Consider the following 26,343-nt stretch of genomic DNA (forward strand, 5'->3'; position numbering starts at 1 on the left):
CCAACTTTGTGTCAATAATCGCCACCCACCTCGAGATCGACGCCCCCATGGTTCGTATTGCCTTGTATGTCTGCCCGCAGACCGTGCTGTCCAGCCTGGGTATGGCCGACGACGCCTTGCGCCTGGCCAACCAGCTGGCCGGGGAGCGCCTGTTCGAGGTGAGCCGGCTCAGCGCGGACGGCCAGCCGGTCGATCTCGGCAGCGCCCAGCTGCGGGTGGACGGCGATCTGCGCCTGGCCGACGGCGCCGACCTGCTGCTGATCCCCGCCACCGGCAGCGCCATCGAGCGCACCCTGAACGGCAACCCCGAGCTGCTCGCCTGGCTGGCCACGCGCCCGGCCAGCCAGCAACTGGCCAGCCTGTGCAGCAGCGCCTGCCTGCTGGCTGCCGCCGGAGTACTCGACGGCCGCCGCGCCACCACCCACTGGGCACTGGCCGGCGCCTTTCGCCAGCGCTTCCCGCGGGTCAACCTGCAGGTCGACGAGCTGTTCACCGAGGATGGCAACCGCTTCTGCTCCGGCGGTGCCCAGGCCGGCCTGGACCTCTGCCTGCACCTGATCGCCTGGCATGGCGGCGACTGGCTGGCCGAGCGGGTGGCCGGCGCGCTGGTATTCGAGCGCGGTCGCGGGCGGCAGTCGCGCTTTGCCCCGCTGCTGCCAGAGCTGCTCCTGGAGGACGGCTTGATCGCCCCGCTGCTGCGCTGGCTGCAGCAGCACCACGCCCAGGCCATCGACCTGCCGCGCCTGGCCCGGCAGGCCAACTGCTCGACCCGCACCCTGCTGCGGCGCTTCAAGGCCGCCACCGGGCTGACGCCCAACGACTACCTGCAGCGCCTGCGCATCAGCGCCGCACAGAGCGCCCTGCGCAACCCGGCGCGCTCGCTGGAGCAGGTCGCCGCCCAGGTCGGCTACGCCGATCGCGCCACCTTCGCCAAGCTGTTCAAGCAGCTCTGCGGCGAGACGCCCGGGGCCTTTCGCAAGCGCCTGACACGTCACCCAGCCACCACGCACAACCCCCTGTAGGAGCCAGCTTGCTGGCGATCAGCCCGCCCCCATGAACAATCGCCAGCAAGCTGGCTCCTACGGTAACGGAAAGCGGCTGCGTTTCAGGCAAAGAAAAGGGAGCCCGCAGGCTCCCTGTTCGTCTTGCCGTGAAACTCAGTGCAGGATCTGGCTGAGGAACAGCTTGGTCCGCTCGTTCTGCGGGTTGCTGAAGAAGCTGTTCGGCTCGCCCTGTTCGACGATCTCGCCCTTGTCCATGAAGATCACCCGGTTCGCCACAGTGCGGGCGAAGCCCATCTCATGGGTCACGCAGAGCATGGTCATGCCGTCCTCGGCCAGGCTGACCATGGTGTCCAGCACTTCCTTGACCATTTCCGGGTCGAGGGCCGAGGTCGGCTCGTCGAACAGCATGATCTTCGGCTTCATGCACAGGGCGCGGGCAATCGCCACGCGCTGCTGCTGGCCGCCGGAGAGCTGGCCGGGGAACTTGTGCGCCTGCTCGGGGATGCGCACGCGCTCGAGAAAGTGCATGGCGATCTCCTCGGCCTGGCGCTTGGGCATCTTGCGTACCCACATCGGCGCCAGGGTGCAGTTCTGCAGGACGGTCAGGTGCGGGAACAGGTTGAAGTGCTGGAACACCATGCCCACTTCACGACGCACCGCCTCGATCTGCTTGAGGTCGTGGGTCAGCTCGGTGCCGTCGACCACGATGCGCCCCTGCTGATGTTCCTCCAGGCGGTTGATGCAGCGGATGGTGGTCGACTTGCCGGAGCCGGACGGGCCACACAGGACGATGCGCTCGCCCTGCTGCACGCTGAGGTTGATGTCTTTCAGCACATGGAACTGGCCGTACCACTTGTTCACGCCCTGCAGCAGGATCATCGGCTCGGCGCTGGGCTGTTTGATGGCTTCACTCATGATTCACTCCTAACGCTTGTGGCCGGTGTCCAGCCTGCGCTCCAGGCGCATGGAATAGCGGGACATGCCGAAACAGAAAATCCAGAACACCAGGGCGGCGAACACATAGCCTTCGGTGGCCATGCCCAGCCAGACCGGGTCGGTGGTGGCTTGCTTGATGCTGTTGAGCAGGTCGAACAGGCCGATGATGATCACCAGGCTGGTGTCCTTGAACAGGGCGATGAAGGTGTTGACGATGCCGGGGATCACCAGCTTCAGCGCCTGCGGCAGGATCACCAGGCCCATCATCCGCCAGTAGCCCAGGCCCATGGCCGCCGCGGCCTCGTACTGGCCCTTGGGAATGGCCTGCAGGCCGCCGCGCACCACCTCGGCGATATAGGCCGACTGGAACAGGATCACGCCGATCAGCGCGCGCATCAGCTTGTCGAAGTGCATGCCTTCGGGGAGGAACAGCGGCAGCATCACCGAGGACATGAACAGCACGGTGATCAGCGGCACGCCACGCCAGAACTCGATGAAGGTCACGCAGATCACCCGGATCGCCGGCATGTCCGAACGCCGCCCGAGGGCCAGCAGGATACCCAGCGGCAGCGCGCCGCTGATGCCGATCGCGGCGATCACCAGGGTCAGCATCAGGCCGCCCCACTGGCTGGTTTCCACTTCGCTGAGGCCGAAGAAGCCGCCGTGCAGCAGCCAGAAGGCCAGCAGCGGGTAGACCAGCAGGAACAGCGCGCCGTAGATGGCCTTGCGCGGCATCATCGGCACGAACAGAGGCGCCGCGCCGATCACCGCCAGCCACAGGGTCAGGTCGACGCGCCAGCGCAGTGCTTCCGGGTAGAAGCCGTACATGAACTGGCTGAAGCGCTCCTTGATGAACACCCAGCAGGCGCCCTCGCTGGTGCAGTCGGTGCGGCTGGTGCCGGTCCAGTCGGCCTCGATGAAGGCCCACTGCAGCAGCGGCGGGATGATCAGCCAGACCAGGTAGATCGCCAGCAGGGTCAGCAGGGTGTTGAACCAGTTGGAGAACAGGTTGCCGCGCAACCAGCCGAGCACGCCCACGCTCATCGCGGGCGGCGGCAGATCGGGTTTGAAGCTATGGGTCTGCATGGCTGCTCCTTACCGCTCGATCAGCGCGATGCGCTTGTTGTACCAGTTCATCAGCATGGAGATGCTGATGCTGATGGCCAGGTACACGCTCATGGTGATGGCAATCGCCTCGATGGCCTGGCCGGTCTGGTTGAGCACCGTGCCGGCGAACAGCGAGACCATGTCCGGGTAGCCGATACCGGCAGCCAGCGAGGAGTTCTTCGCCAGGTTGAGGTACTGACTGGTCAGCGGCGGAATGATCACCCGCAGCGCCTGGGGAATGATCACCTTGCGCAGGGTCACGGTCGGCTGCAGGCCCAGCGAGCGCGCCGCCTCGGTCTGCCCGTGGCTGACCGCCTGGATGCCGGAACGCACGTTCTCGGCGATGAAGGCGGCGGTGTAGATGGTCAGCGCCAGGGTCAGCGCCATCAACTCGGGAATCACCACCCAGCCGCCGCGGAAGTTGAAGCCCTGCAGGGTCGGCACGGTCCAGTGGAAGGGATCACCGAACACCAGCACGCTCAGCCCCGGCACCAGCAGCAGGATGGCCAGCGACACGTACACCGTGTGGAACGGCTGCCCGGTCGCCTCGAAGCGCTGGCGCGCCCAGCGGGCCACAAGAGTCACCGCCACCACCGCCAGTACCAGCGCGACGATGAACGGCCAGTAGCCCTCCGCCACACTGGGCGATGGCATGTTCAGGCCGCGGTTGCTGAGGAAGAAGGTGTCGCCGATGCTCAGGCTCTGCTTCGGCCCCGGCAGCGGCAACAGCACGGCGAAGTACCAGAAGAAGATCTGCAGCAGCGGCGGGATGTTGCGGAAGGTCTCGATATAGATGGTGGCCAACTTGCTGATCAGCCAGTTCGGCGACAGCCGCGCCACGCCGAGGATGAACCCCAGCAGGGTGGCGAAGAAGATGCCGACCACCGAGACCAGCAGGGTGTTGAGCAGGCCGATGACGAATACGCGTCCGTAGGTATCGCTTTCGCTGTAGTCGATCAGGTGCTGGGAGATGCCGAAACCGGCGCTCTGCTCGAGGAAGCCGAAGCCGGAAATGATCCCGCGTTGCTGCAGGTTGCTCTGGGTGTTGTCGAACAGGTACCAGCCGATCGCCACGACGGCGATGACGGCAAGAATCTGGAAAGCCCAAGCGCGCACCTTCGGATCGGTCCAGGCCGAACCGCGCGGGCGCGAAAGATTGGCAGGATTTTGCATGATGGCCCTCATTGAAACTCCGCCCCTGGACAGCGGGCGGAGATCACGAAATCAGGAGTACCAGCGCCCCGACCGGGGCGCCGGCACTGTGGGTCAGCGCACCGGCGGTGCGTACTGCATGCCACCCTTGTTCCACAGGGCATTGAGACCGCGCTCGATCTTCAGCTCGCTGCCGGCACCGACGTTGCGCTCGAAGACTTCCGCGTAGTTGCCCACTTGCTTGACGATCTGTACGGCCCAGTCCTTCGGCAGCTTCAGGTCCTTGCCGAAGTCACCCTCGGCGCCCAGCAGGCGGGCGATGTCGGGGTTCTTGGTGGACTTGGCGGTTTCCTCGACGTTGGCCGACGTCACGCCCAGTTCCTCGGCGTTGAGCTGGGCGAACAGGGTCCAGCGCACGATGTCGAACCATTCCTCGTCACCCTGGCGCACGGCCGGGCCGAGCGGCTCCTTGGAGATCACTTCCGGCAGCACCACGTACTCGTCCGGCGCGGCCAGCTTGATGCGCTGGGCATACAGCTGGGACTGGTCGGAGGTGAGTACGTCGCAACGCCCGGACTCCAGCGACTTGGCGCTTTCGTCGGAGGTGTCGTAGGTGATCGGGGTGTACTTCAGGCCATTGGCGCGGAAGTAGTCGGCGAGGTTCAGCTCGGTGGTGGTACCGGCCTGGATGCACACAGTGGCGCCGTCCAGTTCCTTGGCGCTGGAAACGCCGAGCTTCTTGTTCACCAGGAAGCCCTGACCGTCGTAGTAGGTCACTCCGGTGAAGTTCAGGCCCATGGCCGCATCACGCGAGCTGGTCCAGGTGCTGTTGCGCGAGAGAATGTCCACTTCGCCAGACTGCAGCGCGGTGAAGCGCTCCTTGGCGGTCAGCGGGCTGAATTTCACTTTGGAGGCATCGCCGAACACGGCGGCCGCTACGGCACGGCAGACGTCCACGTCGATACCCAGGTAGTTACCCTTGGCATCGGCATAGGAGAAACCCGGCAAGCCATCGCTGATACCGCACTGCACGAAGCCTTTCTTCTTCACCGCATCCAGGGTGGCGCCGGCCTGGGCGAAACCGCTCACGCCGAGTACTGCAGCCGTGGTCAAAATTGCCAGGGTGGATTTCACCATCTTCATTCAAACCTCCAAGTGTTCTTATTGGATCGGAGTCTCGGTCCTGCCGCCGTACCCTTGTGAGGCACGTTCGATCCCGCCACCATGACGGGGTCGACCGGGGTGCGAACCTGTAGTGAGTCTAGTTGCCGATAACCATCCCGGCGAACTGCCCACCCAGTGCCGTAGGTCATACGGACTTGAGACGCAGCAATGCACTGGTGCAGCAGCCAACCGCCGCCCCACCAGACCCGATGACTACAGCAAGGTGCGTACCACTTTCAGCCCCCAGGCGTGATAAAACCCGGTCAATAGGCAAAGTTTTCACCGTGCGACATCTTCTTATCTAATCCACCCGCTGCGCCCAGATACCGCGCACCCGAATGAAGCAAGCGCACCGCGCCGGAGCCCGCCATGAGCGAACCCCTGATCCTCGAACCTACCCAAACCGCCGACGCCTGCGTCATCTGGTTACACGGCCTGGGCGCCGACCGTTACGATTTCCTGCCGGTGGCCGAGGCCCTGCAGGAGCACCTGCACAGCACCCGCTTCGTCCTGCCCCAGGCGCCGACCCGCGCGGTGACCATCAACGGCGGCTACCTCATGCCCAGCTGGTACGACATCCTGGCCATGAGCCCGGCCCGGGCGATCAACCAGGAACAGCTGGAGGCCTCGGCGCAGCGCGTGATCGAGCTGATCGAAAAGCAGCGCGACAGCGGCATCGACCCGGCGCGGATCTTCCTCGCCGGCTTCTCCCAGGGTGGCGCCGTGGTCTATCACACCGCCTACCTGCGCTGGCAGGGCCCGCTGGGCGGCGTGCTGGCGCTGTCGACCTATGCCCCGACCTTCGCCCATGACTTGCAGCTGGCGGATACAAAACTACAACTGCCGGCGCTGTGTTTGCATGGCAGTTTGGACGACGTGGTCCCGCCGGCCCTGGGCCGGGCCGCCTTCGAGCAACTGCACGCCCGGGGCGTGCCGAGCCAATGGCTGAGCTATGCGATGGGCCACGAGGTACGCCCCGAAGAAATCCGCGATATCGCGATCTGGCTGCGCGAACAGCTCAGCCACTGAGCCCACTGCACAGGAAATGACCATGAGCGCTGCCCCCATCATCCGTAGCCTGGCCGACATCGAACTGATCGAGCAGACCCCGCTGAGCGAGCGCGACCTGCCAGCCAGCACCTATGAACTGATCCGCCGCAGCGCCATCGCCCATCCCCAGGCCCCGGCCCTGAGCTTCATCCTCCAGGGCAACGCCGACGAGGAGCCCTACCGCCTCACCTACAGCGAGCTGCTGGGCAAGATCACCCAGACCGCCAACGCCTTTCACCGCCTCGGCCTCGGCGCGGGCAAGGCGGTGTCCTTCCTGCTGCCCAACCTGCCGCAGACCCACTTCACCATCTGGGGCGGCGAGACGGCCGGCATCGTCAATGCGATCAACCCGCTGCTCGAACCCGAGCACATCGCCGAGCTGATCCACGCCGCCGACTCGGAAATCCTGGTGACCCTGGCGCCCTTCCCCGGCACCGACCTGTGGGCCAAGGTCGAGGCCCTGCGCGGCCACTTGCCGGAGCTCAAGGCAGTGCTCTGCGTGGACATGGCCAACCTGCTGCCCGAACCGCAGCGCAGTGCCGTCAAGGCCCAGCGCGGGCCGCTGCCGGCCGGCGTACTGGACTTCGACGAGCTGATCGCCCGCTGCCCGGCCGACCACCTAGAAAGCCCCCGGCAGATCCAGCCCGACGACATCGCCAGCTACTTCCACACCGGCGGCACCACCGGCACGCCGAAACTGGCGCCGCACAGCCACCGCAACGAAGTGGCGATGGCCTACAGCATGGCCTTCGTCACCCGCTTCGGCCCCGGCGACGTGGCGCTGTGCGGGCTGCCGCTGTTCCATGTCAACGGCGTCATCGTCACCGGCCTGACCGCCTTCATCAGCGGCGCCGAAGTGCTGCTGGCCACGCCGCAGGGCTATCGCAACACGACGCTGATGGCCGATTTCTGGGGCATTATCGAGCGCTATAAAGTCAGCTTCTTCAGCGGCGTGCCGACCATCTATGCCGGCCTGCTGCAGGTACCCAGCGCGGGCCGCGACCTGTCCAGCCTGCGCTACGCCCTGTGCGGCGCGGCGCCGATGCCGGTGGAACTGATCCGCCAGTTCGAGGCCAAGACCGGCCTGACCCTGCTCGAAGGCTACGGCCTCACCGAAGGCACCTGCGGCAGCTGCGCCAACCCCATCGGCGGCGAGCGCCGGCCCGGCTCCATCGGCCTGCGCATGCCCTACTGCGAGGTGGCGATCAAGGTGCTCGACGAGCAGGGCAACTACCTGCGCGACGCCGCGCAGAACGAGATCGGCAACCTGTGCATCCGCGGCGCCACCGTGTTCAAGGGCTACCTGCAGACCAGCAAGAACGCCGGCATCTGGGTCGATGGCGACTGGTTCAACACCGGCGACCTCGGCCGCCTGGACGCCGACGGCTACGTCTGGCTGACCGGGCGCAGCAAGGACCTGATCATCCGCGGCGGGCACAACATCGACCCGCAGATGATCGAGGAGGCCTTGCACAAGCACCCGGCCGTGGCCCTGGCCGCGGCGGTCGGCAAGCCGGATGCCAAGGCCGGCGAGCTGCCGGTGGTGTACATCCAGCTCAAACCGGGGCAGACGGTGAGCGAGGCCGAACTGCTCGAGCATGCCGCCGCGCATATCCCGGAACGCGCGGCGGTGCCCAAGGACGTATGGATCATCGATGCCATTCCGCTCACCCCGGTCGGCAAGACCTTCAAGCCAGCCCTGCGCTTCGATGCCATTCGTCGGGTCTTCCAGGCTGCCCTCGCCGACCTGGACGGCGAGCTGCGCGTCGAAGTGCTCAGCGACGAGCGCCTCGGCCAACTCGCCCATATCCACGGCGCCGGGCTCGATGCCGCGCAGCAGGAGGCCATCGCCCGGCGCCTGTCCGGCTTTGCCGTGCGCTACCAGTTGCACGACGAGGCCTGATCGGGCCGCAAGCCCCGGGCCTGACGCCCGCCCCCATGCTGCACAACCGCTGGTCGCCAACTCGGCCCGGCGGGATTGTGTCTGGCGCGGCGCAGTCATATGTTCGACGCTGGTGTTCGTATTAACGATAGGAAGCGTTGGCGATGCCCAGACCGATTTCCGCAGTGCTTGGACGTTAGCAGGCCGGTTATGAAGACCGCGCGCTGGCAGCCCGACCTGCTGCAACTCCGACATGTGCGATTGTTCCAGAACGTCGCCGCCAGCGGCCTCGAACAGCTGCTGCGGGATCTCCGCGCCTGCGAGCTGGAGGCCGGCGAGATCCTGCTGTCGCCATTCAACCGCAACCAGTACCTGTACCTGCTGCTCGAAGGCGAGCTGAAGGTCTACCTCGGCTCCCTCGACAACCAGGCGGTAAGCACCCTGAACGCCGGGGAATGCGCCGGCGAAATCAGCTTCATCGACAACGACCACCCATCCGCCTATGTGGTGGCCACGGTTCCGTCCCTGGCCCTGCGCCTGCACCGCGAAGCGCTGGTCGGCCTGTTTCAGCACTCGCCGCAACTGATGCAGAACCTGCTGGAACTGCTCTGCGAACGGGTACGCCAGGGCAACCGGATCATCCTCGACAGCGAGCAGAACGCCAACATCGACACCCTCACCGGCTGCTTCAACCGGCGCTGGCTGGAACATGTCTACGAGCGCGAGAGCACCCGCTGCGCCTTCAACGGCCAGCCCATGTGCATGCTCATGCTCGATGTCGACCACTTCAAGACCTACAACGACCAGCACGGCCACCTGGCCGGCGACTATGCGCTGTGCCTGGTGGCTCACACCCTGCGCAACCAGCTGCGGCCGAAGGACAGCATGGTCCGCTACGGCGGCGAGGAATTCGTCATCCTGCTGCCGGAAATCGACCTGGAGGAGGCCCGCAGCATCGGCGAGCGCCTGCGCCAGTGCCTGCAGCAGATCGACTCCTTCTATTCACCGGTCGGCATCCTGCCGGGCGTCACCGCATCCATCGGCCTGGCCTCGATGCGGCCGAAGGACAGCCTGGAAAGCCTGATCGCACGAGCCGACAACGCGCTGTACCAGGCCAAGCTGCAGGGCCGCAACTGTCTCTGCGGCTGAAAAGTGCGCTGGCAACCGCGGCGCGTGGTGCTCGCCGTCCTCATGAACAGATGTTCACTGCGGCGTCTGCGCTCCTGGCTTCTTGCCTCGGCCCGGCTCGCTCGCTGCCATTCGCACTGCTAACCCGCTCGAAGTCCTCACACGCTCTGTTAGAGTTCGCCGCATAACAATAACGCCCGGATGGCCCCTCTATGCGCAAGCTCCCTCTCGCCCTGCTCGCCCTCGCCGCAATCGCCGGCGGCGTATTCTTCAGCCTGCCCAGCCTGCTCGACCGCCAGATGAACAGCGTGGCCACGCCCGCGCCCTACCCGGCCAGCGAGTCGGCCAACAAACTGCACCAGACCCTGTTCGTCGCCGACCTGCACGACGACGCCCTGCTCTGGCAGCGCGATATCCTGGAACGCCACAGCTACGGTCATTCCGACCTGCCGCGCCTGCTCGAAGGGCACGTCGGCCTGCAGGTATTCTCCACCGTGACCAAGACCCCGCGCGGTCTCAACTACCAGAGCAACGGCAGCGACAGCGACAACATCACCCTGCTGGCCATGGCCCAGCGCTGGCCGCGGGCGACCTGGAGCAGCCTGCTCGAACGCGCCCTCTACCAGGGCCAGAAGCTGCAGCAGGCGGCCGCCGACAGCCAGGGCCGACTGCTGCTGATCCGCAGCCGCTGCGACCTGCAGGCCTTCCTCGAAACCTGGAAGCAGGACCCGCAGCACCTGGCCGCCCTGCTCGCCACCGAAGGCCTGCACCCGCTGGAAGGCAAACTGGAGAACGTCGACCGCCTGTATGACGCCGGCTTTCGCATCGCCGGCCTGACCCACTTCTTCGACAACGAGATCGGCGGCTCGGCCCATGGCCTGGAGAAAGGCGGCCTGACCCCGTTCGGCCGCCAGGTGATCGCCCGCCTGGAGCACAAAGGCATGCTGGTCGACCTGGCCCACGCCTCCAAGCCGCTGATCGACGACGTGCTGGCCATCGCCAAGCGCCCGGTACTGGTCTCCCACACCGGGGTCGCCGGCACCTGCAAGGGCCCGCGCAACCTGAGCGACGCCCACCTGCAGCGCATCGCCGCCAACGGCGGGCTGATCGGCATCGGCTACTGGGATGCCGCCGTCTGCGAAACCTCGGTCGGCGCCATCGTCCGCGCCATCCGCTATACCGCCGACAAGGTCGGGGTCGAGCACGTGGCCCTGGGCTCCGACTTCGACGGCACGGTGCATACCCCGTTCGACACCACCGGCCTGGCGCAGATCACCGAAGGCCTGCTGCGCGCCGGCTTCAGCCAGGCCGACATCGCCCAGATCATGGGCGGCAACGTACAGCGCCTGCTGCTCGCGACCCTGCCGGAATAACCCGCCCTCCCCGCCTGGAAGCCCCCGCGGCACTTCGCCACGGGGGCTTCTTGCTTTACACTGGCCCCCGTTCACTCCTTAACCAATACGAGATGGCCGTGCTCAAAGCACTCAAGAAAATCTTCAGCAAGGGCGAAGCCGAGCAGCCCGTGCGCAGCACTTCTCCCAGCTCACCCGCTTCATCCCTCGCGCCGCAGGGCGAAACACGCCAGCAGCCGACGCCAGCGGCCCCCGCCGCCAGCGCGCCGGCAGCCGGCCCTGCCGCTGCGGATACGCAGAAACCCCGCCCCAGCAAGCCGCGCCGCGAGCGCCAAGCCAAGCCGGTGGACACCTGGAAACTGGAAGACTTCGCGGTCGAACCGCAGGAAGGCAAGACCCGTTTCCACGACTTCCGCCTGGCCCCGGAGCTGATGCACGCGATCCACGATCTCGGCTTCCCCTACTGCACGCCGATCCAGGCCCAGGTCCTCGGCCACACCCTCAAGGGCAAGGACGCCATCGGCCGCGCCCAGACCGGCACCGGCAAGACCGCCGCGTTCCTGGTCTCGACCATCACCCAGCTGTTGCAGACGCCGCCGCCGAAAGACCGCTACATGGGCGAGCCGCGCGCGCTGATCATCGCGCCGACCCGCGAGCTGGTGGTGCAGATCGCCAAGGACGCCGCCGACCTGACCAAGTACACCGGCCTCAACGTCATGCAGTTCGTCGGCGGCATGGACTTCGACAAGCAGCTCAAGCAGCTGGAATCGCGCTTCTGCGACATTCTGGTGGCCACCCCCGGCCGCCTGCTGGACTTCAACCAGCGCGGCGAAGTGCACCTGGACATGGTCGAGGTGATGGTCCTCGACGAAGCCGACCGCATGCTCGACATGGGCTTCATCCCGCAGGTGCGGCAGATCATCCGCCAGACCCCGATGAAGGGCGAACGGCAGACCCTGCTGTTCTCCGCCACCTTCACCGAGGACGTGATGAATCTGGCCCGGCAGTGGACGGTTGACCCGGCCATCGTCGAGATCGAGCCGGAGAACGTCGCCAGCGACACCGTCGAACAGCATGTCTATGCCGTGTCGAGCAAGGACAAGTACCGCCTGCTGTACAACCTGGTGACCCAGAACAACTGGGAACGGGTGATGGTCTTCGCCAACCGCCGCGACGAAGTGCGGCGCATCGAAGAAAAGCTGATCCGCGATGGCGTCAGCGCCGCGCAGATGTCCGGCGACGTGCCGCAGCACAAGCGGATCAAGACCCTGGAAGGCTTCCGCGAAGGCAAGATCCGCGTGATGGTCGCCACCGACGTGGCCGGCCGCGGCATCCATGTCGACGGCATCAGCCACGTGATCAACTTCACCCTGCCGGAAGTGCCGGACGACTACGTGCACCGCATCGGCCGCACCGGCCGCGCTGGCGCCAGCGGCGTCTCGATCAGCTTCGCCAGCGAAGACGACGCCTACGCCCTGCCGCCGATCGAGGAGCTGCTGGGCCGCAAGATCAACTGCGAGATGCCGCCGGACGAGCTGCTCAAGCCGGTGCCGCACAGGCACTGATCACGCGCACAGCAAAAGGCCGGCAAATTGCCGGCCTTATTCCATCAGGGGCCTGCTGATGTCCTGTAGGAGCCAGCTTGCTGGCGATCGGACATTCAGCGCTGTCTGGTTGATCGCCAGCAAGCTGGCTCCTACATATCAGACCTTGGCTACTAGGCTGAGCACTTCCGCCGAGCGCTGTGGCGCCTGGCTCAAGAACCTCGTGCAGCTGACGCGCAGGAACGAGGCGAAATTGACCACTTCGCCACGGTACTCCATGACCTCGTCGTACAGCTTGCTGATCAGCTGGTTGGTGGTCATGCCATCGACCTCGGCTATCTCGCGCAGCAGCTCCCAGAACTGGTTTTCCAGGCGCAGGGTAGTCACCACCCCGCGAATGCGCAGGGAGCGCGAGCGCGACTCGTAGAGGATGGGGTCGGCCTTTACATAGAGTTCGCACATCGCGTTATCCCCTCTTCTCAACCAAGAACTTTCAGAAACGCCGCCAGCCAGGCCGGATGGGCCGGCCAGGCGGGAGCGGTGACCAGGTTGCCATCGACATGCACGCCGTCCATCGGCACTTCCACATACTCGCCGCCGGCCAGGCGCACCTCCGGTGCACAGGCCGGGTAGGCGCTGCAGCCACGCCCCTTGAGCACATCGGCGGCGGCCAGCAGCTGGGCGCCATGGCAGACGGCGGCAATCGGCTTGTTGGCAGCATTGAAGGCCTGTACCAGGGCGATCACCTGCGGATTCAGGCGCAGGTACTCGGGCGCGCGGCCACCGGGAATCACCAGGGCATGGTAAGCCTCGGCGCGCACCTGGTCGAAGCCGAAGTTGAGGGCAAAGTTGTGCCCCGGCTTCTCGCTGTAGGTCTGGTCGCCTTCGAAGTCATGGATGGCGGTACGCACGCTGTCGCCGGCCTGCTTGCCGGGGCACACCGCATGCACGGTATGGCCGACCATCTGCAGGGCCTGGAACGGCACCATGGTCTCGTAGTCTTCGACGTAATCGCCGACCAGCATAAGGATGTTCTTGGCTGTCATGGCAGGGCCTCCGCTGCGGTTGAGTTGACCCTTGCAGTCTGGTCCAGAGACGCCGGGAGCGGGTAACAACGGGCTACTACAGGCAGAAAAAACCCCGCACGAAGCGGGGTTCTCTTTACCACTGCGGCCTTACAGCGGCTTGCCGCGGTTGCCGTGAGCAGCGACGAACTGCTGCACGGTCTTAAGGTCGTTGGCCAGCACGGTGCAACGCTCGTCGCGCTGGAACAGGTCGGCCAGGTGTGGCGGCAGGGCCGGAACCGCGTCGATACCGGCCTTCTCCACCGCTTCCGGGAACTTGACCGGGTGTGCGGTGCCCAGGGTGACCATGGGGATGGCCAGGCTGCGGCGGCATTCGCGGGCGGCGCGCACGCCGATGGCGGTGTGCGGGTCGAGCAGCTCGCCGCACTCGGCATACACCTCGGCGATGGTCTCGCAGGTTTCCTCGTCGTTCACCGCCAGCGAGTCGAACAGGCGCCGGGCCTCGGTCCAGCGGTCATCCTCGACGCTGAAGCCGCCGCCCTGCTTGAAGGTCTCCATCAGCCCGGCGATAGCCGCACCGTTGCGCCCGTGCAGGTCGAACAGCAGGCGTTCGAAGTTCGACGAGACCATGATGTCCATGGACGGCGACAGGGTCGGGTGCAGGGTGTCCTTCACATACTGATTGCCGCTCATGAAGCGGTGCAGGATGTCGTTGCGGTTGGTCGCGACGATCAGCTGGCTGATCGGCAGGCCCATGTTGCGCGCCAGGTAGCCGGCGAAGATGTCGCCGAAGTTGCCGGTCGGCACCGAGAACGCGATGGAACGTGCCGGGCCGCCGAGCTGCAGGGCCGCGTGGAAGTAGTAGACGATCTGGGCCATGATCCGCGCCCAGTTGATCGAGTTGACCGCGACCAGGCGGGTGCCCTTGAGGAAGCCCTGGTCGGCGAAGCTGGCCTTGACCATCTCCTGGCAGTCGTCGAAGTTGCCTTCGATGGCAATGTTGTGGATGTTGTCGCCGAAGATGGTGGTCATCTGCCGGCGCTGCACCTCGGACACGCGGTTGTGCGGGTGCATGATGAAGATATCGACGTTGTCGCAGGCCTTGCAGCCTTCGATGGCCGCCGAACCGGTGTCACCGCTGGTGGCGCCCATGATCACCACGCGCTCGTTGCGCTTGGCCAGCACGTGGTCGAGCAGGCGGCCGAGCAGCTGCAGGGCGAAGTCCTTGAACGCCAGGGTCGGGCCGTGGAACAGCTCCAGCACCCACTCGTTGCCGTTGAGCTGGCGCAGCGGCGCCACGGCGTTGTGGGCGAACACGCCGTAGGTTTCTTCGAGGATCTTCTTGAAGTCGGCATCCGCAATGCTGCCGGCGACGAACGGGCGCATCACCCGGAAGGCCAGCTCGTGGTACGGCAGGCCGGCCCAGGAGGCGATTTCTTCCTGGGTGAAGCGCGGCAGGTTTTCCGGCACGTAGAGGCCGCCGTCGCTGGCCAGGCCAGCCAGCAGCACGTCTTCGAAGTTGAGGACCGGGGCCTGGCCGCGGGTACTGATATAACGCATGGTGTTCTTACCTCAGACCAGTTGTTCGACGCGGATACGCACCACGCTGCCGACCACGTCGCTCAGCGCTTCCAGCGCGGCGATAGCGTCGTTGACGCGGGACTCGACCACCCGGTGGGTGACCAGAATCATCGGCACCAGGCCGTCGTGTTCCTCGGCTTCCTTCTGCATGATCGATTCGATATTGATGCCGCGCGCCGAGAGGATGCTCGCCACCTGGGCCAGCACGCCCGGATGGTCCTTGGCCTGGATGCGCAGGTAGTAGGCGCTCTCGCACTCCTCGATCGGCAGGATCGGGTGGTCGGACAGCGAATCCGGCTGGAAGGCCAGGTGCGGCACGCGGTTTTCCGGATCGCTGGTCATCGCGCGAACCACATCGACCAGGTCGGCAACCACCGAGGAGGCGGTCGGCTCCATGCCGGCGCCGGCGCCGTAGAACAGGGTGCTGCCGGCCGCATCGCCATTGACCATCACCGCGTTCATCACGCCGTTGACGTTGGCGATCAGGCGATCGGCCGGGATCAGGGTCGGATGCACGCGCAGCTCGAAACCGGCCTCGGTACGACGGGCCACGCCGAGGTGCTTGATGCGGTAACCCAGGGCTTCGGCGTAGTTGACGTCGGCGCTGGTCAGCTGGCTGATGCCTTCGGTGTAGGCCTTGTCGAACTGCAGCGGAATGCCGAAGGCGATGGAGGCGAGGATGGTCAGCTTGTGCGCGGCGTCGATACCTTCGACGTCGAAGGTCGGGTCGGCTTCGGCATAGCCGAGGGCCTGGGCTTCCTTGAGCACGTCGGCGAAGGCACGGCCCTTCTCGCGCATCTCGGTGAGGATGAAGTTGCCGGTGCCGTTGATGATGCCGGCCAGCCAGTTGATGCGGTTGCCGGCCAGGCCTTCGCGGATCGCCTTGATCACCGGGATGCCGCCGGCCACGGCCGCTTCGAAGGCGACGATGACGCCCTTCTCGCGGGCCTTGGCGAAGATTTCGTTGCCGTGCACGGCAATCAGCGCCTTGTTGGCGGTGACCACGTGCTTGCCGTTTTCGATGGCCTTGAGCACCAGCTCGCGGGCCAGGGTGTAGCCACCGATCAGCTCGATGACCACATCGATGTCCGGATTGTTGGCCACATCGAAAATATCGGCGGTAATGGGGGTCGTACCGGTCACGCATTTCGGGTTGGCTCGACGTGCGGCAATCTGCGCGACTTCGATTCCACGCCCGGCACGGCGGGCAATCTCCTCGGCGTTGCGTTGAAGCACATTGAAGGTGCCGCCACCGACGGTACCCAGCCCACAGATGCCTACTTTGACCGGTTTCACTCTGTTTTCCCCATCTGCACTGCACGAAACGGCCGGGGCAAGCCCCGGCCGCATAAAAGAGCCGCACATTAGCGGCTCCCTATTAGTCAATCAACTAGCAGGCCCGGATTACTTGGCCTCCAGGGCGATCTTGGCCAGCTCGGGCGCCGGCTTGTAGCCCGGAATCAGCTGCCCGTTGGCCAGAACGATGGCCGGCGTGCCATTCACGCCGATCATCTGCCCCAGCTCGAACTGCTTGAGCACCGGGTTTTCGCAGCTGGCGGCCGGCAGTTGCTCACGCCTCTTGGCCTTGTTCATGGCCTCCTGACGGTCCTCGGCACACCAGACGCTGACCAGGCTGTTGTAGCCGTGGGAGCCCGGTCCCTGGCGCGGGAAGGCGACATAGCGCACTTCGACGCCACGCCGGTTCAGCTCCGGCACTTCGCTGTGCAGCTTCTGACAGTAGCCGCAGTCGGTGTCGGTAAACACGGTGATATGGGTCTGCGCCGGCTTGGCCGGGAAAATCACCATCTCGGAAGGCGGAATCGCGTTGATCAGCTTGGCGATGCCCTTGCTCTCGGCCATGGCCGTCAGGTTCACCGCATTGCCGTTGCGGAACTGGTACAGGCTGCCCTGCAGGAGGAACTGGCCGTCGGCGCTGGCATAGAGCAGGCGCCCGCCCTTCAGGTGCACCTGATACAGGCCTGGCATGGGGCTTTCGGCAATCGCCTCGATCGGCAGGTCCGGCTGCAGCTTGCTGAAGGTCTCGCGAATGGCCTGGTCGGGATCGGCGGCTTGCGCAACGGCCGCGGCAAGGCCCAGTGCCGCACCAGCGAGAAGGCGGAAAATACGCATGGGTCTCTCCTGTCAATAATCGTTAAAGCCTAACACAGAAGGGCAGGCGAGCCGACCGCAGACGCCGGGCGGACGAAGCCCGCTGACGCGCAGGCCTCTAGCCGCGCGGATGGTGGCGGGCATGCAGCTCCTGCAGCCGCGCGCGGGCGATATGGGTATAGATCTGCGTGGTCGACAGGTCGCTATGGCCGAGCAGCATCTGCACCACGCGCAGATCGGCGCCGTGGTTAAGCAGGTGGGTGGCGAAGGCATGGCGCAGGGTGTGCGGCGACAGCGGCTTGGCGATCGCGGCCACCCGCGCCTGCAGCTTGATGCGGTGCCAGAAGGTCTGCCGGGTCATCTGCTCGCCGCGCAGGCTGGGGAACAGCACGTCGCTGGGCTTGCCGCCCAGCAACAGCGGGCGCGCCTCGCGCACATAGCGCTCGATCCAGGCAATCGCCTCCTCGCCCATCGGCACCAGACGCTCCTTGCTGCCCTTGCCGAACACGCGCAGCACGCCCTGACGCAGGTTGACCTGCTCCAGGGTCAAGGACACCAGCTCGCTCACCCGCAGGCCGCAGGCATACAGCACTTCGAGCATGGCGCGGTCGCGCAGGCCGAGCGGGTCGTCCAGCTCCGGCGCCGCCAGCAGCGCCTCGACATCCGCCTCGGACAGCGACTTGGGCAGCGGCCGGCCGAGCTGCGGCAGGTCGACCTGCAGGGTCGGGTCCTCGGCGATCAGCCCCTCGCGCAGCAGGTAGCGGTAGAAGCCGCGCAGGCCGGAGAGAAAGCGCGCCGTGGAGCGCGCCTTGTAGCCCTGTTCCAGGCGCCAGGCCAGGTGGTCGAGAATGATCTCGCGCCCGGCGCTGGGCAGCTCCAGACCACGCGCCTGCAACCAGAGGTGGAAATGCCCGAGGTCACTGCGATAGGCATCACGGGTGTGCGCCGACAGGCCCTTTTCCAGCCACAGGGCATCGAGGAAGCGGTCGATCAGCGGGTGGTCGAGAATCGGCATGCACGGGGCTTCGCGGGATACAGGGCGGCTAGTGTTCCATAGCCGAGCCGCCGGCCACCAGTAGCGGGACTGGCAGCCCGCGCCATCCGGCTTAGGCCGAAGGGTTCTCGGCAAACCCCGGCAGCAGCGGGATCGGCTTCTTGTCCTCACCCACGGCGACAAAGCTGAACACGCCGCTGACCGCCTTCTCGCGGCCATCGCTGTACATGCTTTCCACGTAGAGGTTCACCTCGACCTTGAGGCTGGTGGTGCCGACCTTGATCACCCGGCCGACCAGTTCGACGATGGAGCCGGCCGGAATCGCGTGCTTGAAGTCGATGCGGTCGCTGGACACGGTCACCAGCGGCAGACGACAGAAGCGCGTGGCGGCGATGAACGACACCTCGTCCATCCAGGCCAGCGCCGTGCCGCCCAACAGGGTGTTGTGATGATTGGTGGTGGGCGGGAACACCGCCTTGGTCACGCTGGTTACCGACAGTTCGGTACGGCGCTGGATCTCTTGCTCTCTGGGGCTCATGCCACTACTACCTGATGACTTGCATGGCACCCGATGCCTCGCACACCAGGCCTGCAGCTGGCCGCTACGCCGGACGGGGAAATTGCGGGCAAGAAAAAAGCAGCCCTTGGGCTGCTTCTTTCGCGCAGGAGAACCGTCCGATCAGGACAGTTTTTCCTTGATGCGGGCTGCCTTGCCGGACAGGTCGCGGAGGTAGTACAGCTTGGCTTTGCGCACGTCGCCGCGACGCTTGACGGCCAGGCTGTCGACCAGCGGGCTGTAGGTCTGGAAGGTACGCTCTACGCCAACACCGTTGGAGATCTTGCGAACAGTGAAAGCACTGTTCAGACCACGGTTGCGCTTGGCGATAACCACGCCTTCGAAAGCCTGCAGACGGGAACGGTCGCCTTCCTTCACTTTCACCTGAACGACAATGGTGTCACCCGGGGCAAAGGTCGGGATCTCTTTGTTCATCTGCTCGGCTTCGAGCTGCTGAATGATCTTGTTGGTCATGCTGTGCTCCTAAGACAAACCACGGTTTGTCATCGATACGTTAACTATCGTCCCGCTGGCGGATGTATTCCTCCAGCAGCTTTTTTTCTTCTCCAGAAAGCGAGCGGCTATCCAGAAGATCGGCACGACGTTCCCAGGTCCGACCAAGGGACTGCTGCAAACGCCAGCGCCGGATGTGTTCGTGGTTGCCACTAAGCAACACGTCGGGAACACGTTTTCCCGCATACACCTCCGGGCGGGTGTAGTGCGGACAGTCGAGCAGGCCGTCACTAAACGAGTCCTCCTCGGCTGAATCTGCATGGCCCAATGCACCGGGCAGCAAGCGCGTCACCGCATCGATCAGGACCATCGCCGGCAGCTCGCCACCGGAGAGTACGTAGTCGCCGATCGACCATTCCTCATCGACATGCTCTTCGATGAAGCGCTCGTCGATACCTTCGTAGCGACCGGCAATGAGAATCAACGCCTCTTCGCCGGCCAGCTCACGCACTGCCGGCTGGTTAAGCTGGCGGCCTTGCGGCGACAGGTAGATCACCTTCGCCTTCTCTCCGGCCGATGCCTTGGCCGCAGCCAGGGCGCCTTCCAGAGGCTTGATCTTCATCACCATGCCGGGGCCGCCACCGAAGGGGCGATCGTCCACGGTCTGGTGCCGGTCATCGGTGAAATCGCGCAGGTAGTGGCAGTTCAACTGCAACAGGCCCTGCTTCACCGCACGACTGGTAATGCCGTACTGGCTGATGGCGGCAAACATCTCCGGGAAGATGCTGATGACTTCAACGCGCATGGCACTCGCTCGCACAAGAGCCTGACAGCTCAGAAATCGGCATCCCACTCGACCTGCATTTCGCCGGCCGCCAGATCCACCTTGAGTACGCACTGCGCCGTATAGGGCAGCAGGCGTTCGCGGTCATCCAGGCTGCCCGCACAGGGCTTGACCACCATCACATCGTTGGCGCCGGTCTCCAGCAGATGATCGATCTTGCCGAGCAGTTGCCCGAGCTGATCGATGACCTTGAGACCTTCGAGCTGGTACCAGTAGAACTCGTCTTCAGCCAGATCCGGCAGCAGAGCACGCGGCACACAAATGTCGAAGCCCGCGAAGGTACGTGCCACTTCGCGGTCATCGAGGCCCTTGAGCTTTGCCACCAGGACCTTGCCTTGCAAGCGCCCGCTGACCAACTCAACCTGTTTGACTTCGCCGTCGCGCCGGAGCGTCCACTGCGAATAGTCGAGCAGGTTGTCGATTGGATCGGTGAAGGAATAAATCTTCACCTCGCCACGTACGCCGTGCACCGAAGTGATCTTGCCGAGAACGATCAGGTCCTCGGCGGTCGGCGTCGTGGTCATAGTACTCAGGCAGCGGCCTTGGCAGCGTCCTTGAGCAGCTGAGCAACACGCTCAGACGGCTGGGCGCCTTGGCTCAGCCAGTAAGTGACGCGCTCCTGGTTAACAGACAGCTTCACTTCACCACCGGTGGCGATCGGGTTGAAGAAACCCACGCGCTCAACGAAACGACCATCGCGCGCATTGCGGCTGTTGGTCACGGTCAGGTGGTAGAAGGGGCGCTTCTTGGAGCCGCCACGGGCAAGACGGATGGTTACCATGTGAACATCGTTCCTGTAGTCGGTGCTTGCAAAACTTAAAGGCACACTTTGAGGGCCTAGGCCCGAAAGGCCGCATATTCTAAGGATTATGCGGCCGTTTGCAAATCTCTTTTTGGTCCCGCCGGTCGGCACTGCCCTGCAGGCCAGCCAGGGCGGCGTGCGCAGCGGTGAACTCAGAGCTTCGGCATACCACCGCCGGGCATCATCCCGCCAAGACCACGCATCATCTTGGCCATGCCACCCTTGGCAGTGAATTTCTTCATCATCTTCTGCATCTGCTTGTGCTGCTTGATCAGCCGCCCGACATCCTGCACCTGGGTGCCGGAGCCGAGGGCGATGCGGCGCTTGCGCGAGCCGCTGATGATGTCCGGATCACGGCGCTCGGCCGGGGTCATGGAGCAGATGATCGCATCCATCTGCTTGAACTGCTTCTCGGCCGCGCCCTGGGCGCCGCTCATCTGCGACAGGTTGACCCCGCCGATGGACGGCAGCTTGTCCATCAGGCCGCCCAGACCACCCATGTTCTTCATCTGCTGCAGCTGATCGCGGAAGTCTTCGAGGTCGAAGCCCTTGCCCTTCTTCAGCTTCTTGGTGAGCTTCTCGGCCTTCTCGCGGTCGAGGGTCTGCTCGGCCTGTTCGATCAGGCTGAGCACGTCACCCATGCCGAGGATGCGCGAGGCGATGCGATCCGGGTGGAACGGCTCGAGCGCGTCGCTCTTCTCGCCCATGCCGAGGAACTTGATCGGCTTGCCGGTGATGTGGCGCACGGACAGCGCGGCACCGCCACGGGCATCGCCGTCGACCTTGGTCAGGATCACCCCGGTCAGCGGCAGCGCATCGCCGAAGGCCTTGGCCGTATTGGCGGCGTCCTGGCCGGTCATGGCGTCGACCACGAACAGGGTCTCGGCCGGCTTGCTGGCCGCGTGCACGGCCTGGATCTCGGCCATCATCTCGGCGTCGATGGCCAGGCGGCCGGCGGTGTCGACGATGACCACGTCGATGAACTTGAGCTTGGCCTCGGCAATCGCCGCCTGGGCGATGGCCACCGGCTGCTGGCTGCTATCGGAGGGGAAGAAGGTCACGCCGATGTCGCCAGCCAGGGTTTCCAGCTGCTTGATCGCCGCCGGCCGGTAGACGTCGGCAGAGACCAGCATCACCGTCTTCTTCTTGCGCTCCTTGAGGAAGCGCGCCAGCTTGCCGGCGGTGGTGGTCTTGCCGGCGCCCTGCAGGCCGGCCATCAGCACCACGGCGGGCGGGGTGACGGCGAGACTGAGATCCTCGTTGGCCGCCCCCATCAGCTCTTCCAGCTCGGCGCGGACGATCTTCACGAAGGCCTGGCCCGGCGTCAGGCTCTTCGACACCTCGGTGCCGACCGCACGCTCCTTGACCTTGTTGACGAAGTCCTTGACCACCGGCAACGCGACATCAGCCTCGAGCAGGGCCATGCGCACTTCGCGCAGGGTGTCCTTGATGTTGTCTTCGCTCAGCTTGGCCTTGCCAGTGACATGGCGCAGCGTCTGTGACAGGCGGTCGGTAAGGTTTTCGAACATGCGCGTTCCTTTCAGCGGGTCTTGCGGCAGGTCGCGGAGTATAACCAAGTGTCCGAGCCGCCGACACCGCCAGCGGTCTTTCGGGGAACGCTTCTTGTATGCCACACTCACGACCTTTAGGGCCCGCCTTACAAGGACTTATGTACCCTCTGCTGCCCAGTCTCGCCGCCGCCGCACTGTATGCCGGCGCCACCGCCTACCAGGGCCTGCGCCTGGCCAAACGCGAAACGCCGAACCGGCGCCTGCTCGCCCTGCTCGTCGCCCTCGCCCTGCTGCTCCATGGCGCCAGCCTGTTCGCCCAGCTGCACGCCACGCCAGGGCTGACCCTCGACTTCTTCAATGCGGCCAGCCTGATCGCCTACGCGGTGATCCTGCTGACCCTGCTGGCCTGCCTGCGCATTCCGGTGGACAACCTGCTGCTGGTACTGCTGCCGCTGGGCTGCCTGACCGTGCTGCTGGCGCAATTCCTGCCGGCCGGCACGCTCAACCCGATCAACGCGGCGCCAGGCATCCTGGCCCATATCCTGCTGTCGATCCTGGCCTACGGCCTGCTGACCATGGCGGTGTTCCAGGCCCTGCTCCTGCTGCTGCAGGATCACCAGCTCAAGCACAAGCACCCATCCGGGCTGATCAAGAACTTTCCCCCGCTGCAGACCATGGAAAGCCTGCTGTTCGGCTTCCTCTGGGCCGGCTGGGGCCTGCTCTCGCTGTCGCTGCTGTCCGGCTGGCTGTTCGTCGACAACCTGTTCGCCCAGCACCTGGCACACAAGACCCTGCTCTCCTGCTTCGCCTGGGTGGTCTTCGCCGTGCTGCTGTGGGGCCGCTACCAGCTCGGCTGGCGCGGGCACAAGGCGATCCGCTGGACCCTGGCCGGCTTCTGCCTGCTGATGCTGGCCTACTTCGGCAGCAAACTGGTCCGCGAATTCATCCTGCATATCTGAGGCATTGGCTGTGGCCGAGCTGCACCCCGGTTTCCTTCTTGGCCTGCTGGCCTTTCTGATCATGTGTTCGGCGTTTTTCTCCAGCTCGGAGACGGGCATCATCAGCCTCAACCGCTACCGCCTGCGCCACAAGGCCCGTGAAGGACACCGCGGCGCCAAACGGGCCAGCGAGCTGCTGAGCCGCCCGGACCGGCTGCTCGGCACCATTCTGATCGGCAACAACTTCGTCAACATTCTCGCCTCGGCCATCGCTACCGTGCTGGCCATGCAGCTCTGGGGCGAAGCCGGCATCGCCATCGCCACGGTTGCCCTGACCATAGTCCTGCTGATTTTCGGCGAAATCACCCCCAAGACCCTGGCGGCCCTGCGCCCAGAGGCCATTGCCTACCCGGCAAGCCTGCCTCTGATGCTGCTGCTCAAGCTGTTCTACCCGCTGGTGGTCGCCCTCAATGCCATCAGCAACGTGCTGCTGCGCCTGTTCGGCATCGACCCCAGCGCCCGCAGCAGCGACAGCCTGACCACCGAAGAGCTGCGCAGCGTGGTGCGCGAGTCCGGCCATGCGCTGCCCGAGAGCCGGCAGAACATGCTACTCGGCGTACTCGACCTGGAAACGGTCTCGGTCAACGACGTCATGATCCCGCGCAACGAGATCATCGGCATCGACCTCGAGCACGACCTCAGCGAAGTCATCGAGCTGCTGCAGCACACCCGCCACACGCGCCTGCCGGTGTACCGCCAGGACATCAACCAGGTCGAAGGCATGGTCCATATGCGCCACCTGGCGCGCCTGCTGACGCACAATCAGCTGACTTTCGAAACCCTGCAGCAGGCCTGCCAGCCCGCCTACTTCGTGCCGGAAAACACCCCGCTGTCGACCCAGCTGCTGAACTTCCAGAAGGAAAAACGCCGCATGGGCCTGGTGGTCGACGAATATGGCGACGTGCTTGGCCTGATCACCCTGGAAGACGTGCTGGAGGAAATCGTCGGCGACCTCAGTGGCCGCGACCAGCAACAGCATGCCGACATCAGCCCCCAGGCCGACGGCAGCCAGATCATCGACGGCAGCGCCAATATCCGCGAACTGAACAAACTGCTGGGCTGGCATCTGCCCAGCGAAGGACCGAAGACCCTCAACGGCCTGATCACCGAAGCCCTGGAAAGCATCCCGGATTGCCCGGTGTGCCTGCGCATCGGCCCTTATCGCCTGGAAATCCTCGAATCCAGCGAGAACCGGGTCAAACGCGTGCGCCTGTGGCAGAGCCAGCCAGGCCGGACGCAACACTGAGCCCGCGCGCCAGGCCTTCGCCCCAGACCCGATAACCCAGCGCCGATGGGTGATAGCCATCGCGTGCCAAGTAATCGGCGGCGAACTCCAGCGCCAGGCGCTGATAGTCCACCCCCTCCTCCAGACAGACCCGGCGCAGATGGTGATCCATCAAGGACGCGCGCCAGCCCAGCAGCTTGCGCAGCAACCAGGGCAAGGCACTGAAATGCTCGATCGGCGGCACGCCGGTAAACACCACGCGACAACCACCCGCCGCCAGGCTGCGACTCAGCTGGCGCAGGGAATCGTCCCAGGCCTGCAGCGAACTCAGGTGGGTGGTGTCATTCACCCCGAACACCAGCACGGCCAGATCCGCCGGCTCGGCCAAGGCCTGGGGCAGCAGACGCTGACAGGCCTGCGCGGCGGTGATGCCATTCTCGCCACAGGCGCGCCAGGCCACCGGACGCTGCAGGCGCACGCTCAGCGCCTGGGCCAGTTGCCCGGCCAGGGCCGCCTCCTGCAACTCGACCCCGACGCCGGCCACGGTGGACTCGCCAAGCAGCAGCAAGCGCAGCGGCGGTGAACCATCGGCGCCAACCAGACCGCTCTGCGCGCCGGCAGCGGGCGGCAGGCGCAGTGCCGTGCGCCGCGTCCACAGCGCCTGCGGCAGCACCACTGGCAACAGGGCCAGGGTCAGCCCCCACCAGCCCAGCGCACGCAGGCGTATCACAGCTCGACGCGCACCGCCTGGGCTGCGCGAGTCGCCTTGGCCCGCGCCGCGTCGAGGCTTTCGTCACGGGCCAACGCCACGCCCATGCGTCGCTGACCACTGACTTCCGGCTTGCCGAACAGGCGCAGGGCGGTATCCGCCTCGGCCAGGGCGGCGCCGAGATTGGCGAAGCTGACCTGCTGCGACTCGCCCTCGACCAGGATCACCGCCGAAGCCGACGGCCCCAGCTGGCGAATGGCCGGAATCGGCAGGCCGAGAATGGCCCGCGCATGCAGGGCGAACTCGGACAGATCCTGGGAAATCAGGGTGACCAGCCCGGTATCGTGCGGGCGCGGGGAAATCTCGCAGAACCACACCTGATCGCCTTTGACGAACAGCTCCACGCCGAACAGCCCGCGCCCGCCCAGCGACTCGGTGACAGCCAAGGCAATGCGCTCAGCCTCGGCCCGCGCCTTGGCGCTCATCGGCTGCGGCTGCCAGGACTCCTGGTAATCACCCTTGACCTGGCGATGGCCCACCGGCGCGCAGAAGGTGGTGCCGCCAGCATGGCGCACGGTGAGCAAGGCGATCTCGTAGTCGAAGTCGATAAAGCCCTCGACTATCACTCGACCCTTGCCGGCGCGCCCGCCAGCCTGAGCGTAATCCCAGGCGGCCGGCAGGTCGGCGGCGCTTTTCAGCACCGACTGGCCCTTGCCGGAGGAACTCATGATCGGCTTGATCAAGCAGGGAAAGCCCAGTTTCTCGATCGCGGCCCGGCACTCTTCCAGCGAGTCGGCAAAGAAATACGGTGAAGTCGGCAGGCCCAGTTCCTCGGCAGCCAGGCGGCGGATGCCTTCGCGGTTCATGGTCAGCTTGGCCGCGCGCGCACTGGGGATCACGGTGAAGCCTTCGGCCTCCAGCTCGACCAGGGTGTCGGTGGCGATCGCCTCGATCTCCGGCACTATGTAGTGCGGCTGCTCCAGCTCGATCACCGCGCGCAGGGCGGCACCGTCGAGCATGCTGATGACGTGGCTGCGGTGCGCCACCTGCATGGCCGGGGCGTTGGCATAGCGGTCGACGGCGATCACTTCGCAGCCCAGGCGCTGCAGCTCGATAACGACTTCCTTGCCCAGCTCGCCGGAGCCACAGAGCAGAACACGGGTGGCCGTCGGCGACAGCGGAGTACCGATACGGGGCATGCAAGAGTCCTCGTCAGA

General features: G+C 65.4%; 26 protein-coding genes. 8 read left to right on the top strand and 18 right to left on the bottom strand.

Features of this window, described 5'->3' with window-relative positions; translation table 11 throughout:
- Window positions 1–47 precede the first annotated feature (47 nt).
- Window positions 48–1,022, top strand: a complete 975-nt coding sequence (locus tag GV001_RS17475) for a GlxA family transcriptional regulator (protein WP_160082145.1) — start codon at window positions 48–50, stop codon at window positions 1,020–1,022.
- Between the two features lie 135 nt (window positions 1,023–1,157).
- Here the strand turns inward: GV001_RS17475 and GV001_RS17480 are convergent, their stop codons facing one another.
- From GV001_RS17480 to GV001_RS17495, 4 genes are all read right to left on the bottom strand, one after another.
- Complete coding sequence (locus tag GV001_RS17480; protein WP_160082147.1) at window positions 1,158–1,919, bottom strand: amino acid ABC transporter ATP-binding protein; 762 nt, start codon at window positions 1,917–1,919, stop codon at window positions 1,158–1,160.
- Window positions 1,920–1,928: 9 nt separating this feature from the next.
- Entirely contained in the window at window positions 1,929–3,026 is a 1,098-nt protein-coding gene (locus tag GV001_RS17485; protein WP_160082149.1) for an amino acid ABC transporter permease, read from the bottom strand.
- A gap of 9 nt (window positions 3,027–3,035) precedes the next feature.
- Window positions 3,036–4,220, bottom strand: a complete 1,185-nt coding sequence (locus GV001_RS17490; RefSeq protein ID WP_160082151.1) for an amino acid ABC transporter permease — start codon at window positions 4,218–4,220, stop codon at window positions 3,036–3,038.
- A 93-nt stretch (window positions 4,221–4,313) separates the two neighbouring features.
- A complete protein-coding gene (locus GV001_RS17495) occupies window positions 4,314–5,342 on the bottom strand; it encodes an amino acid ABC transporter substrate-binding protein (RefSeq protein ID WP_160082153.1) in 1,029 nt (342 codons plus the stop codon).
- A gap of 390 nt (window positions 5,343–5,732) precedes the next feature.
- Here GV001_RS17495 and GV001_RS17500 point away from each other — a divergent pair, with 390 nt between their 5' ends.
- From GV001_RS17500 to rhlB, 5 genes are all read left to right on the top strand, one after another.
- Window positions 5,733–6,392 (top strand): alpha/beta hydrolase, encoded by a 660-nt coding sequence (locus tag GV001_RS17500; RefSeq protein ID WP_160082155.1) that lies wholly within the window; start codon window positions 5,733–5,735, stop codon window positions 6,390–6,392.
- Between the two features lie 22 nt (window positions 6,393–6,414).
- Window positions 6,415–8,316, top strand: coding sequence for an acyl-CoA synthetase (locus tag GV001_RS17505; protein ID WP_160082157.1), 1,902 nt, complete (start codon window positions 6,415–6,417; stop codon window positions 8,314–8,316).
- 189 nt (window positions 8,317–8,505) lie between these two features.
- Window positions 8,506–9,444: a GGDEF domain-containing protein gene (locus GV001_RS17510; RefSeq protein ID WP_160082159.1), complete on the top strand. Its 939-nt coding sequence runs from the start codon at window positions 8,506–8,508 to the stop codon at window positions 9,442–9,444.
- Window positions 9,445–9,635: 191 nt separating this feature from the next.
- The gene (locus tag GV001_RS17515) at window positions 9,636–10,796 is read left to right on the top strand and encodes a dipeptidase (protein ID WP_160082161.1); all 1,161 of its coding nucleotides are present in this window, start codon (window positions 9,636–9,638) and stop codon (window positions 10,794–10,796) included.
- A 92-nt stretch (window positions 10,797–10,888) separates the two neighbouring features.
- On the top strand, window positions 10,889–12,340 hold the full coding sequence (gene rhlB, locus GV001_RS17520; protein ID WP_178091832.1) for an ATP-dependent RNA helicase RhlB: 1,452 nt from the start codon (window positions 10,889–10,891) through the stop codon (window positions 12,338–12,340).
- Between the two features lie 138 nt (window positions 12,341–12,478).
- Here rhlB and GV001_RS17525 read toward each other — a convergent pair whose 3' ends face one another.
- The 12 genes from GV001_RS17525 to ffh all read right to left on the bottom strand — a co-directional run bounded on the left by GV001_RS17525 (window position 12,479) and on the right by ffh (window position 22,212).
- Window positions 12,479–12,781 (bottom strand): ribbon-helix-helix domain-containing protein, encoded by a 303-nt coding sequence (locus GV001_RS17525; protein ID WP_160082165.1) that lies wholly within the window; start codon window positions 12,779–12,781, stop codon window positions 12,479–12,481.
- 17 nt (window positions 12,782–12,798) lie between these two features.
- Window positions 12,799–13,365 (bottom strand): DJ-1/PfpI family protein, encoded by a 567-nt coding sequence (locus GV001_RS17530; RefSeq protein ID WP_160082167.1) that lies wholly within the window; start codon window positions 13,363–13,365, stop codon window positions 12,799–12,801.
- Window positions 13,366–13,494: 129 nt separating this feature from the next.
- Window positions 13,495–14,904: a threonine synthase gene (gene thrC, locus GV001_RS17535; RefSeq protein WP_160082169.1), complete on the bottom strand. Its 1,410-nt coding sequence runs from the start codon at window positions 14,902–14,904 to the stop codon at window positions 13,495–13,497.
- 12 nt (window positions 14,905–14,916) lie between these two features.
- Window positions 14,917–16,221 (bottom strand): homoserine dehydrogenase, encoded by a 1,305-nt coding sequence (locus GV001_RS17540; RefSeq protein ID WP_160082171.1) that lies wholly within the window; start codon window positions 16,219–16,221, stop codon window positions 14,917–14,919.
- A gap of 108 nt (window positions 16,222–16,329) precedes the next feature.
- On the bottom strand, window positions 16,330–17,055 hold the full coding sequence (locus GV001_RS17545; RefSeq protein WP_160082173.1) for a DsbC family protein: 726 nt from the start codon (window positions 17,053–17,055) through the stop codon (window positions 16,330–16,332).
- Window positions 17,056–17,152: 97 nt separating this feature from the next.
- A complete protein-coding gene (xerD, locus tag GV001_RS17550; RefSeq protein ID WP_160082175.1) occupies window positions 17,153–18,049 on the bottom strand; it encodes a site-specific tyrosine recombinase XerD in 897 nt (298 codons plus the stop codon).
- A gap of 91 nt (window positions 18,050–18,140) precedes the next feature.
- Entirely contained in the window at window positions 18,141–18,566 is a 426-nt protein-coding gene (locus GV001_RS17555; protein ID WP_160082177.1) for an acyl-CoA thioesterase, read from the bottom strand.
- Window positions 18,567–18,707: 141 nt separating this feature from the next.
- On the bottom strand, window positions 18,708–19,058 hold the full coding sequence (rplS, locus tag GV001_RS17560; RefSeq protein WP_160082179.1) for a 50S ribosomal protein L19: 351 nt from the start codon (window positions 19,056–19,058) through the stop codon (window positions 18,708–18,710).
- A gap of 40 nt (window positions 19,059–19,098) precedes the next feature.
- The gene (gene trmD, locus GV001_RS17565; RefSeq protein WP_160082181.1) at window positions 19,099–19,842 is read right to left on the bottom strand and encodes a tRNA (guanosine(37)-N1)-methyltransferase TrmD; all 744 of its coding nucleotides are present in this window, start codon (window positions 19,840–19,842) and stop codon (window positions 19,099–19,101) included.
- Between the two features lie 29 nt (window positions 19,843–19,871).
- Window positions 19,872–20,405 (bottom strand): ribosome maturation factor RimM, encoded by a 534-nt coding sequence (rimM, locus tag GV001_RS17570; RefSeq protein WP_160082183.1) that lies wholly within the window; start codon window positions 20,403–20,405, stop codon window positions 19,872–19,874.
- A 5-nt stretch (window positions 20,406–20,410) separates the two neighbouring features.
- Window positions 20,411–20,662, bottom strand: a complete 252-nt coding sequence (gene rpsP, locus GV001_RS17575; protein WP_160082185.1) for a 30S ribosomal protein S16 — start codon at window positions 20,660–20,662, stop codon at window positions 20,411–20,413.
- A 173-nt stretch (window positions 20,663–20,835) separates the two neighbouring features.
- Window positions 20,836–22,212, bottom strand: a complete 1,377-nt coding sequence (ffh, locus tag GV001_RS17580; RefSeq protein ID WP_160082187.1) for a signal recognition particle protein — start codon at window positions 22,210–22,212, stop codon at window positions 20,836–20,838.
- Window positions 22,213–22,352: 140 nt separating this feature from the next.
- On the opposite strand from ffh, the gene GV001_RS17585 reads away from it, so the two are divergent.
- Together GV001_RS17585 and GV001_RS17590 are read left to right on the top strand one after the other, a co-directional pair.
- The gene (locus GV001_RS17585; RefSeq protein WP_160082189.1) at window positions 22,353–23,153 is read left to right on the top strand and encodes an inner membrane protein YpjD; all 801 of its coding nucleotides are present in this window, start codon (window positions 22,353–22,355) and stop codon (window positions 23,151–23,153) included.
- Window positions 23,154–23,163: 10 nt separating this feature from the next.
- The gene (locus tag GV001_RS17590) at window positions 23,164–24,438 is read left to right on the top strand and encodes an HlyC/CorC family transporter (protein ID WP_160082201.1); all 1,275 of its coding nucleotides are present in this window, start codon (window positions 23,164–23,166) and stop codon (window positions 24,436–24,438) included.
- Here GV001_RS17590 and GV001_RS17595 read toward each other — a convergent pair.
- Both GV001_RS17595 and purT read right to left on the bottom strand, forming a co-directional pair.
- Window positions 24,389–25,147 carry an SGNH/GDSL hydrolase family protein gene (locus GV001_RS17595; protein WP_256664952.1) on the bottom strand — a complete coding sequence of 253 codons (759 nt, stop codon included), beginning with the start codon at window positions 25,145–25,147 and terminating at the stop codon, window positions 24,389–24,391. The two genes, GV001_RS17590 and GV001_RS17595, sit on opposite strands and share 50 nt — an antisense overlap.
- On the bottom strand, window positions 25,144–26,325 hold the full coding sequence (gene purT, locus GV001_RS17600) for a formate-dependent phosphoribosylglycinamide formyltransferase (protein ID WP_160082203.1): 1,182 nt from the start codon (window positions 26,323–26,325) through the stop codon (window positions 25,144–25,146). Before purT ends, GV001_RS17595 begins: the two co-directional genes overlap by 4 nt.
- Between the last annotated feature and the right edge of the window lie 18 nt (window positions 26,326–26,343).

This window comes from Pseudomonas sp. 8AS, from assembly GCF_902506505.1.
Taxonomy (GTDB): domain Bacteria; phylum Pseudomonadota; class Gammaproteobacteria; order Pseudomonadales; family Pseudomonadaceae; genus Aquipseudomonas.

What these genes read in the sequence shown, in the direction of transcription:
- purT (WP_160082203.1), bottom strand. Translation starts at nt 26,325, where the DNA reads ATGCCCCGTATCGGTACTCCGCTGTCGCCGACGGCCACCCGTGTTCTG.
- GV001_RS17545 (WP_160082173.1), bottom strand. Translation starts at nt 17,055, where the DNA reads ATGCGTATTTTCCGCCTTCTCGCTGGTGCGGCACTGGGCCTTGCCGCG.
- xerD (WP_160082175.1), bottom strand. Translation starts at nt 18,049, where the DNA reads ATGCCGATTCTCGACCACCCGCTGATCGACCGCTTCCTCGATGCCCTG.
- rhlB (WP_178091832.1), top strand. Translation starts at nt 10,889, where the DNA reads ATGGCCGTGCTCAAAGCACTCAAGAAAATCTTCAGCAAGGGCGAAGCC.
- GV001_RS17555 (WP_160082177.1), bottom strand. Translation starts at nt 18,566, where the DNA reads ATGAGCCCCAGAGAGCAAGAGATCCAGCGCCGTACCGAACTGTCGGTA.
- GV001_RS17500 (WP_160082155.1), top strand. Translation starts at nt 5,733, where the DNA reads ATGAGCGAACCCCTGATCCTCGAACCTACCCAAACCGCCGACGCCTGC.
- ffh (WP_160082187.1), bottom strand. Translation starts at nt 22,212, where the DNA reads ATGTTCGAAAACCTTACCGACCGCCTGTCACAGACGCTGCGCCATGTC.
- rpsP (WP_160082185.1), bottom strand. Translation starts at nt 20,662, where the DNA reads ATGGTAACCATCCGTCTTGCCCGTGGCGGCTCCAAGAAGCGCCCCTTC.
- GV001_RS17490 (WP_160082151.1), bottom strand. Translation starts at nt 4,220, where the DNA reads ATGCAAAATCCTGCCAATCTTTCGCGCCCGCGCGGTTCGGCCTGGACC.
- GV001_RS17475 (WP_160082145.1), top strand. Translation starts at nt 48, where the DNA reads ATGGTTCGTATTGCCTTGTATGTCTGCCCGCAGACCGTGCTGTCCAGC.
- GV001_RS17525 (WP_160082165.1), bottom strand. Translation starts at nt 12,781, where the DNA reads ATGTGCGAACTCTATGTAAAGGCCGACCCCATCCTCTACGAGTCGCGC.
- GV001_RS17515 (WP_160082161.1), top strand. Translation starts at nt 9,636, where the DNA reads ATGCGCAAGCTCCCTCTCGCCCTGCTCGCCCTCGCCGCAATCGCCGGC.
- GV001_RS17505 (WP_160082157.1), top strand. Translation starts at nt 6,415, where the DNA reads ATGAGCGCTGCCCCCATCATCCGTAGCCTGGCCGACATCGAACTGATC.
- trmD (WP_160082181.1), bottom strand. Translation starts at nt 19,842, where the DNA reads ATGCGCGTTGAAGTCATCAGCATCTTCCCGGAGATGTTTGCCGCCATC.
- rimM (WP_160082183.1), bottom strand. Translation starts at nt 20,405, where the DNA reads ATGACCACGACGCCGACCGCCGAGGACCTGATCGTTCTCGGCAAGATC.
- GV001_RS17495 (WP_160082153.1), bottom strand. Translation starts at nt 5,342, where the DNA reads ATGAAGATGGTGAAATCCACCCTGGCAATTTTGACCACGGCTGCAGTA.
- GV001_RS17585 (WP_160082189.1), top strand. Translation starts at nt 22,353, where the DNA reads ATGTACCCTCTGCTGCCCAGTCTCGCCGCCGCCGCACTGTATGCCGGC.
- GV001_RS17480 (WP_160082147.1), bottom strand. Translation starts at nt 1,919, where the DNA reads ATGAGTGAAGCCATCAAACAGCCCAGCGCCGAGCCGATGATCCTGCTG.
- GV001_RS17530 (WP_160082167.1), bottom strand. Translation starts at nt 13,365, where the DNA reads ATGACAGCCAAGAACATCCTTATGCTGGTCGGCGATTACGTCGAAGAC.
- rplS (WP_160082179.1), bottom strand. Translation starts at nt 19,058, where the DNA reads ATGACCAACAAGATCATTCAGCAGCTCGAAGCCGAGCAGATGAACAAA.
- thrC (WP_160082169.1), bottom strand. Translation starts at nt 14,904, where the DNA reads ATGCGTTATATCAGTACCCGCGGCCAGGCCCCGGTCCTCAACTTCGAA.
- GV001_RS17485 (WP_160082149.1), bottom strand. Translation starts at nt 3,026, where the DNA reads ATGCAGACCCATAGCTTCAAACCCGATCTGCCGCCGCCCGCGATGAGC.
- GV001_RS17510 (WP_160082159.1), top strand. Translation starts at nt 8,506, where the DNA reads ATGAAGACCGCGCGCTGGCAGCCCGACCTGCTGCAACTCCGACATGTG.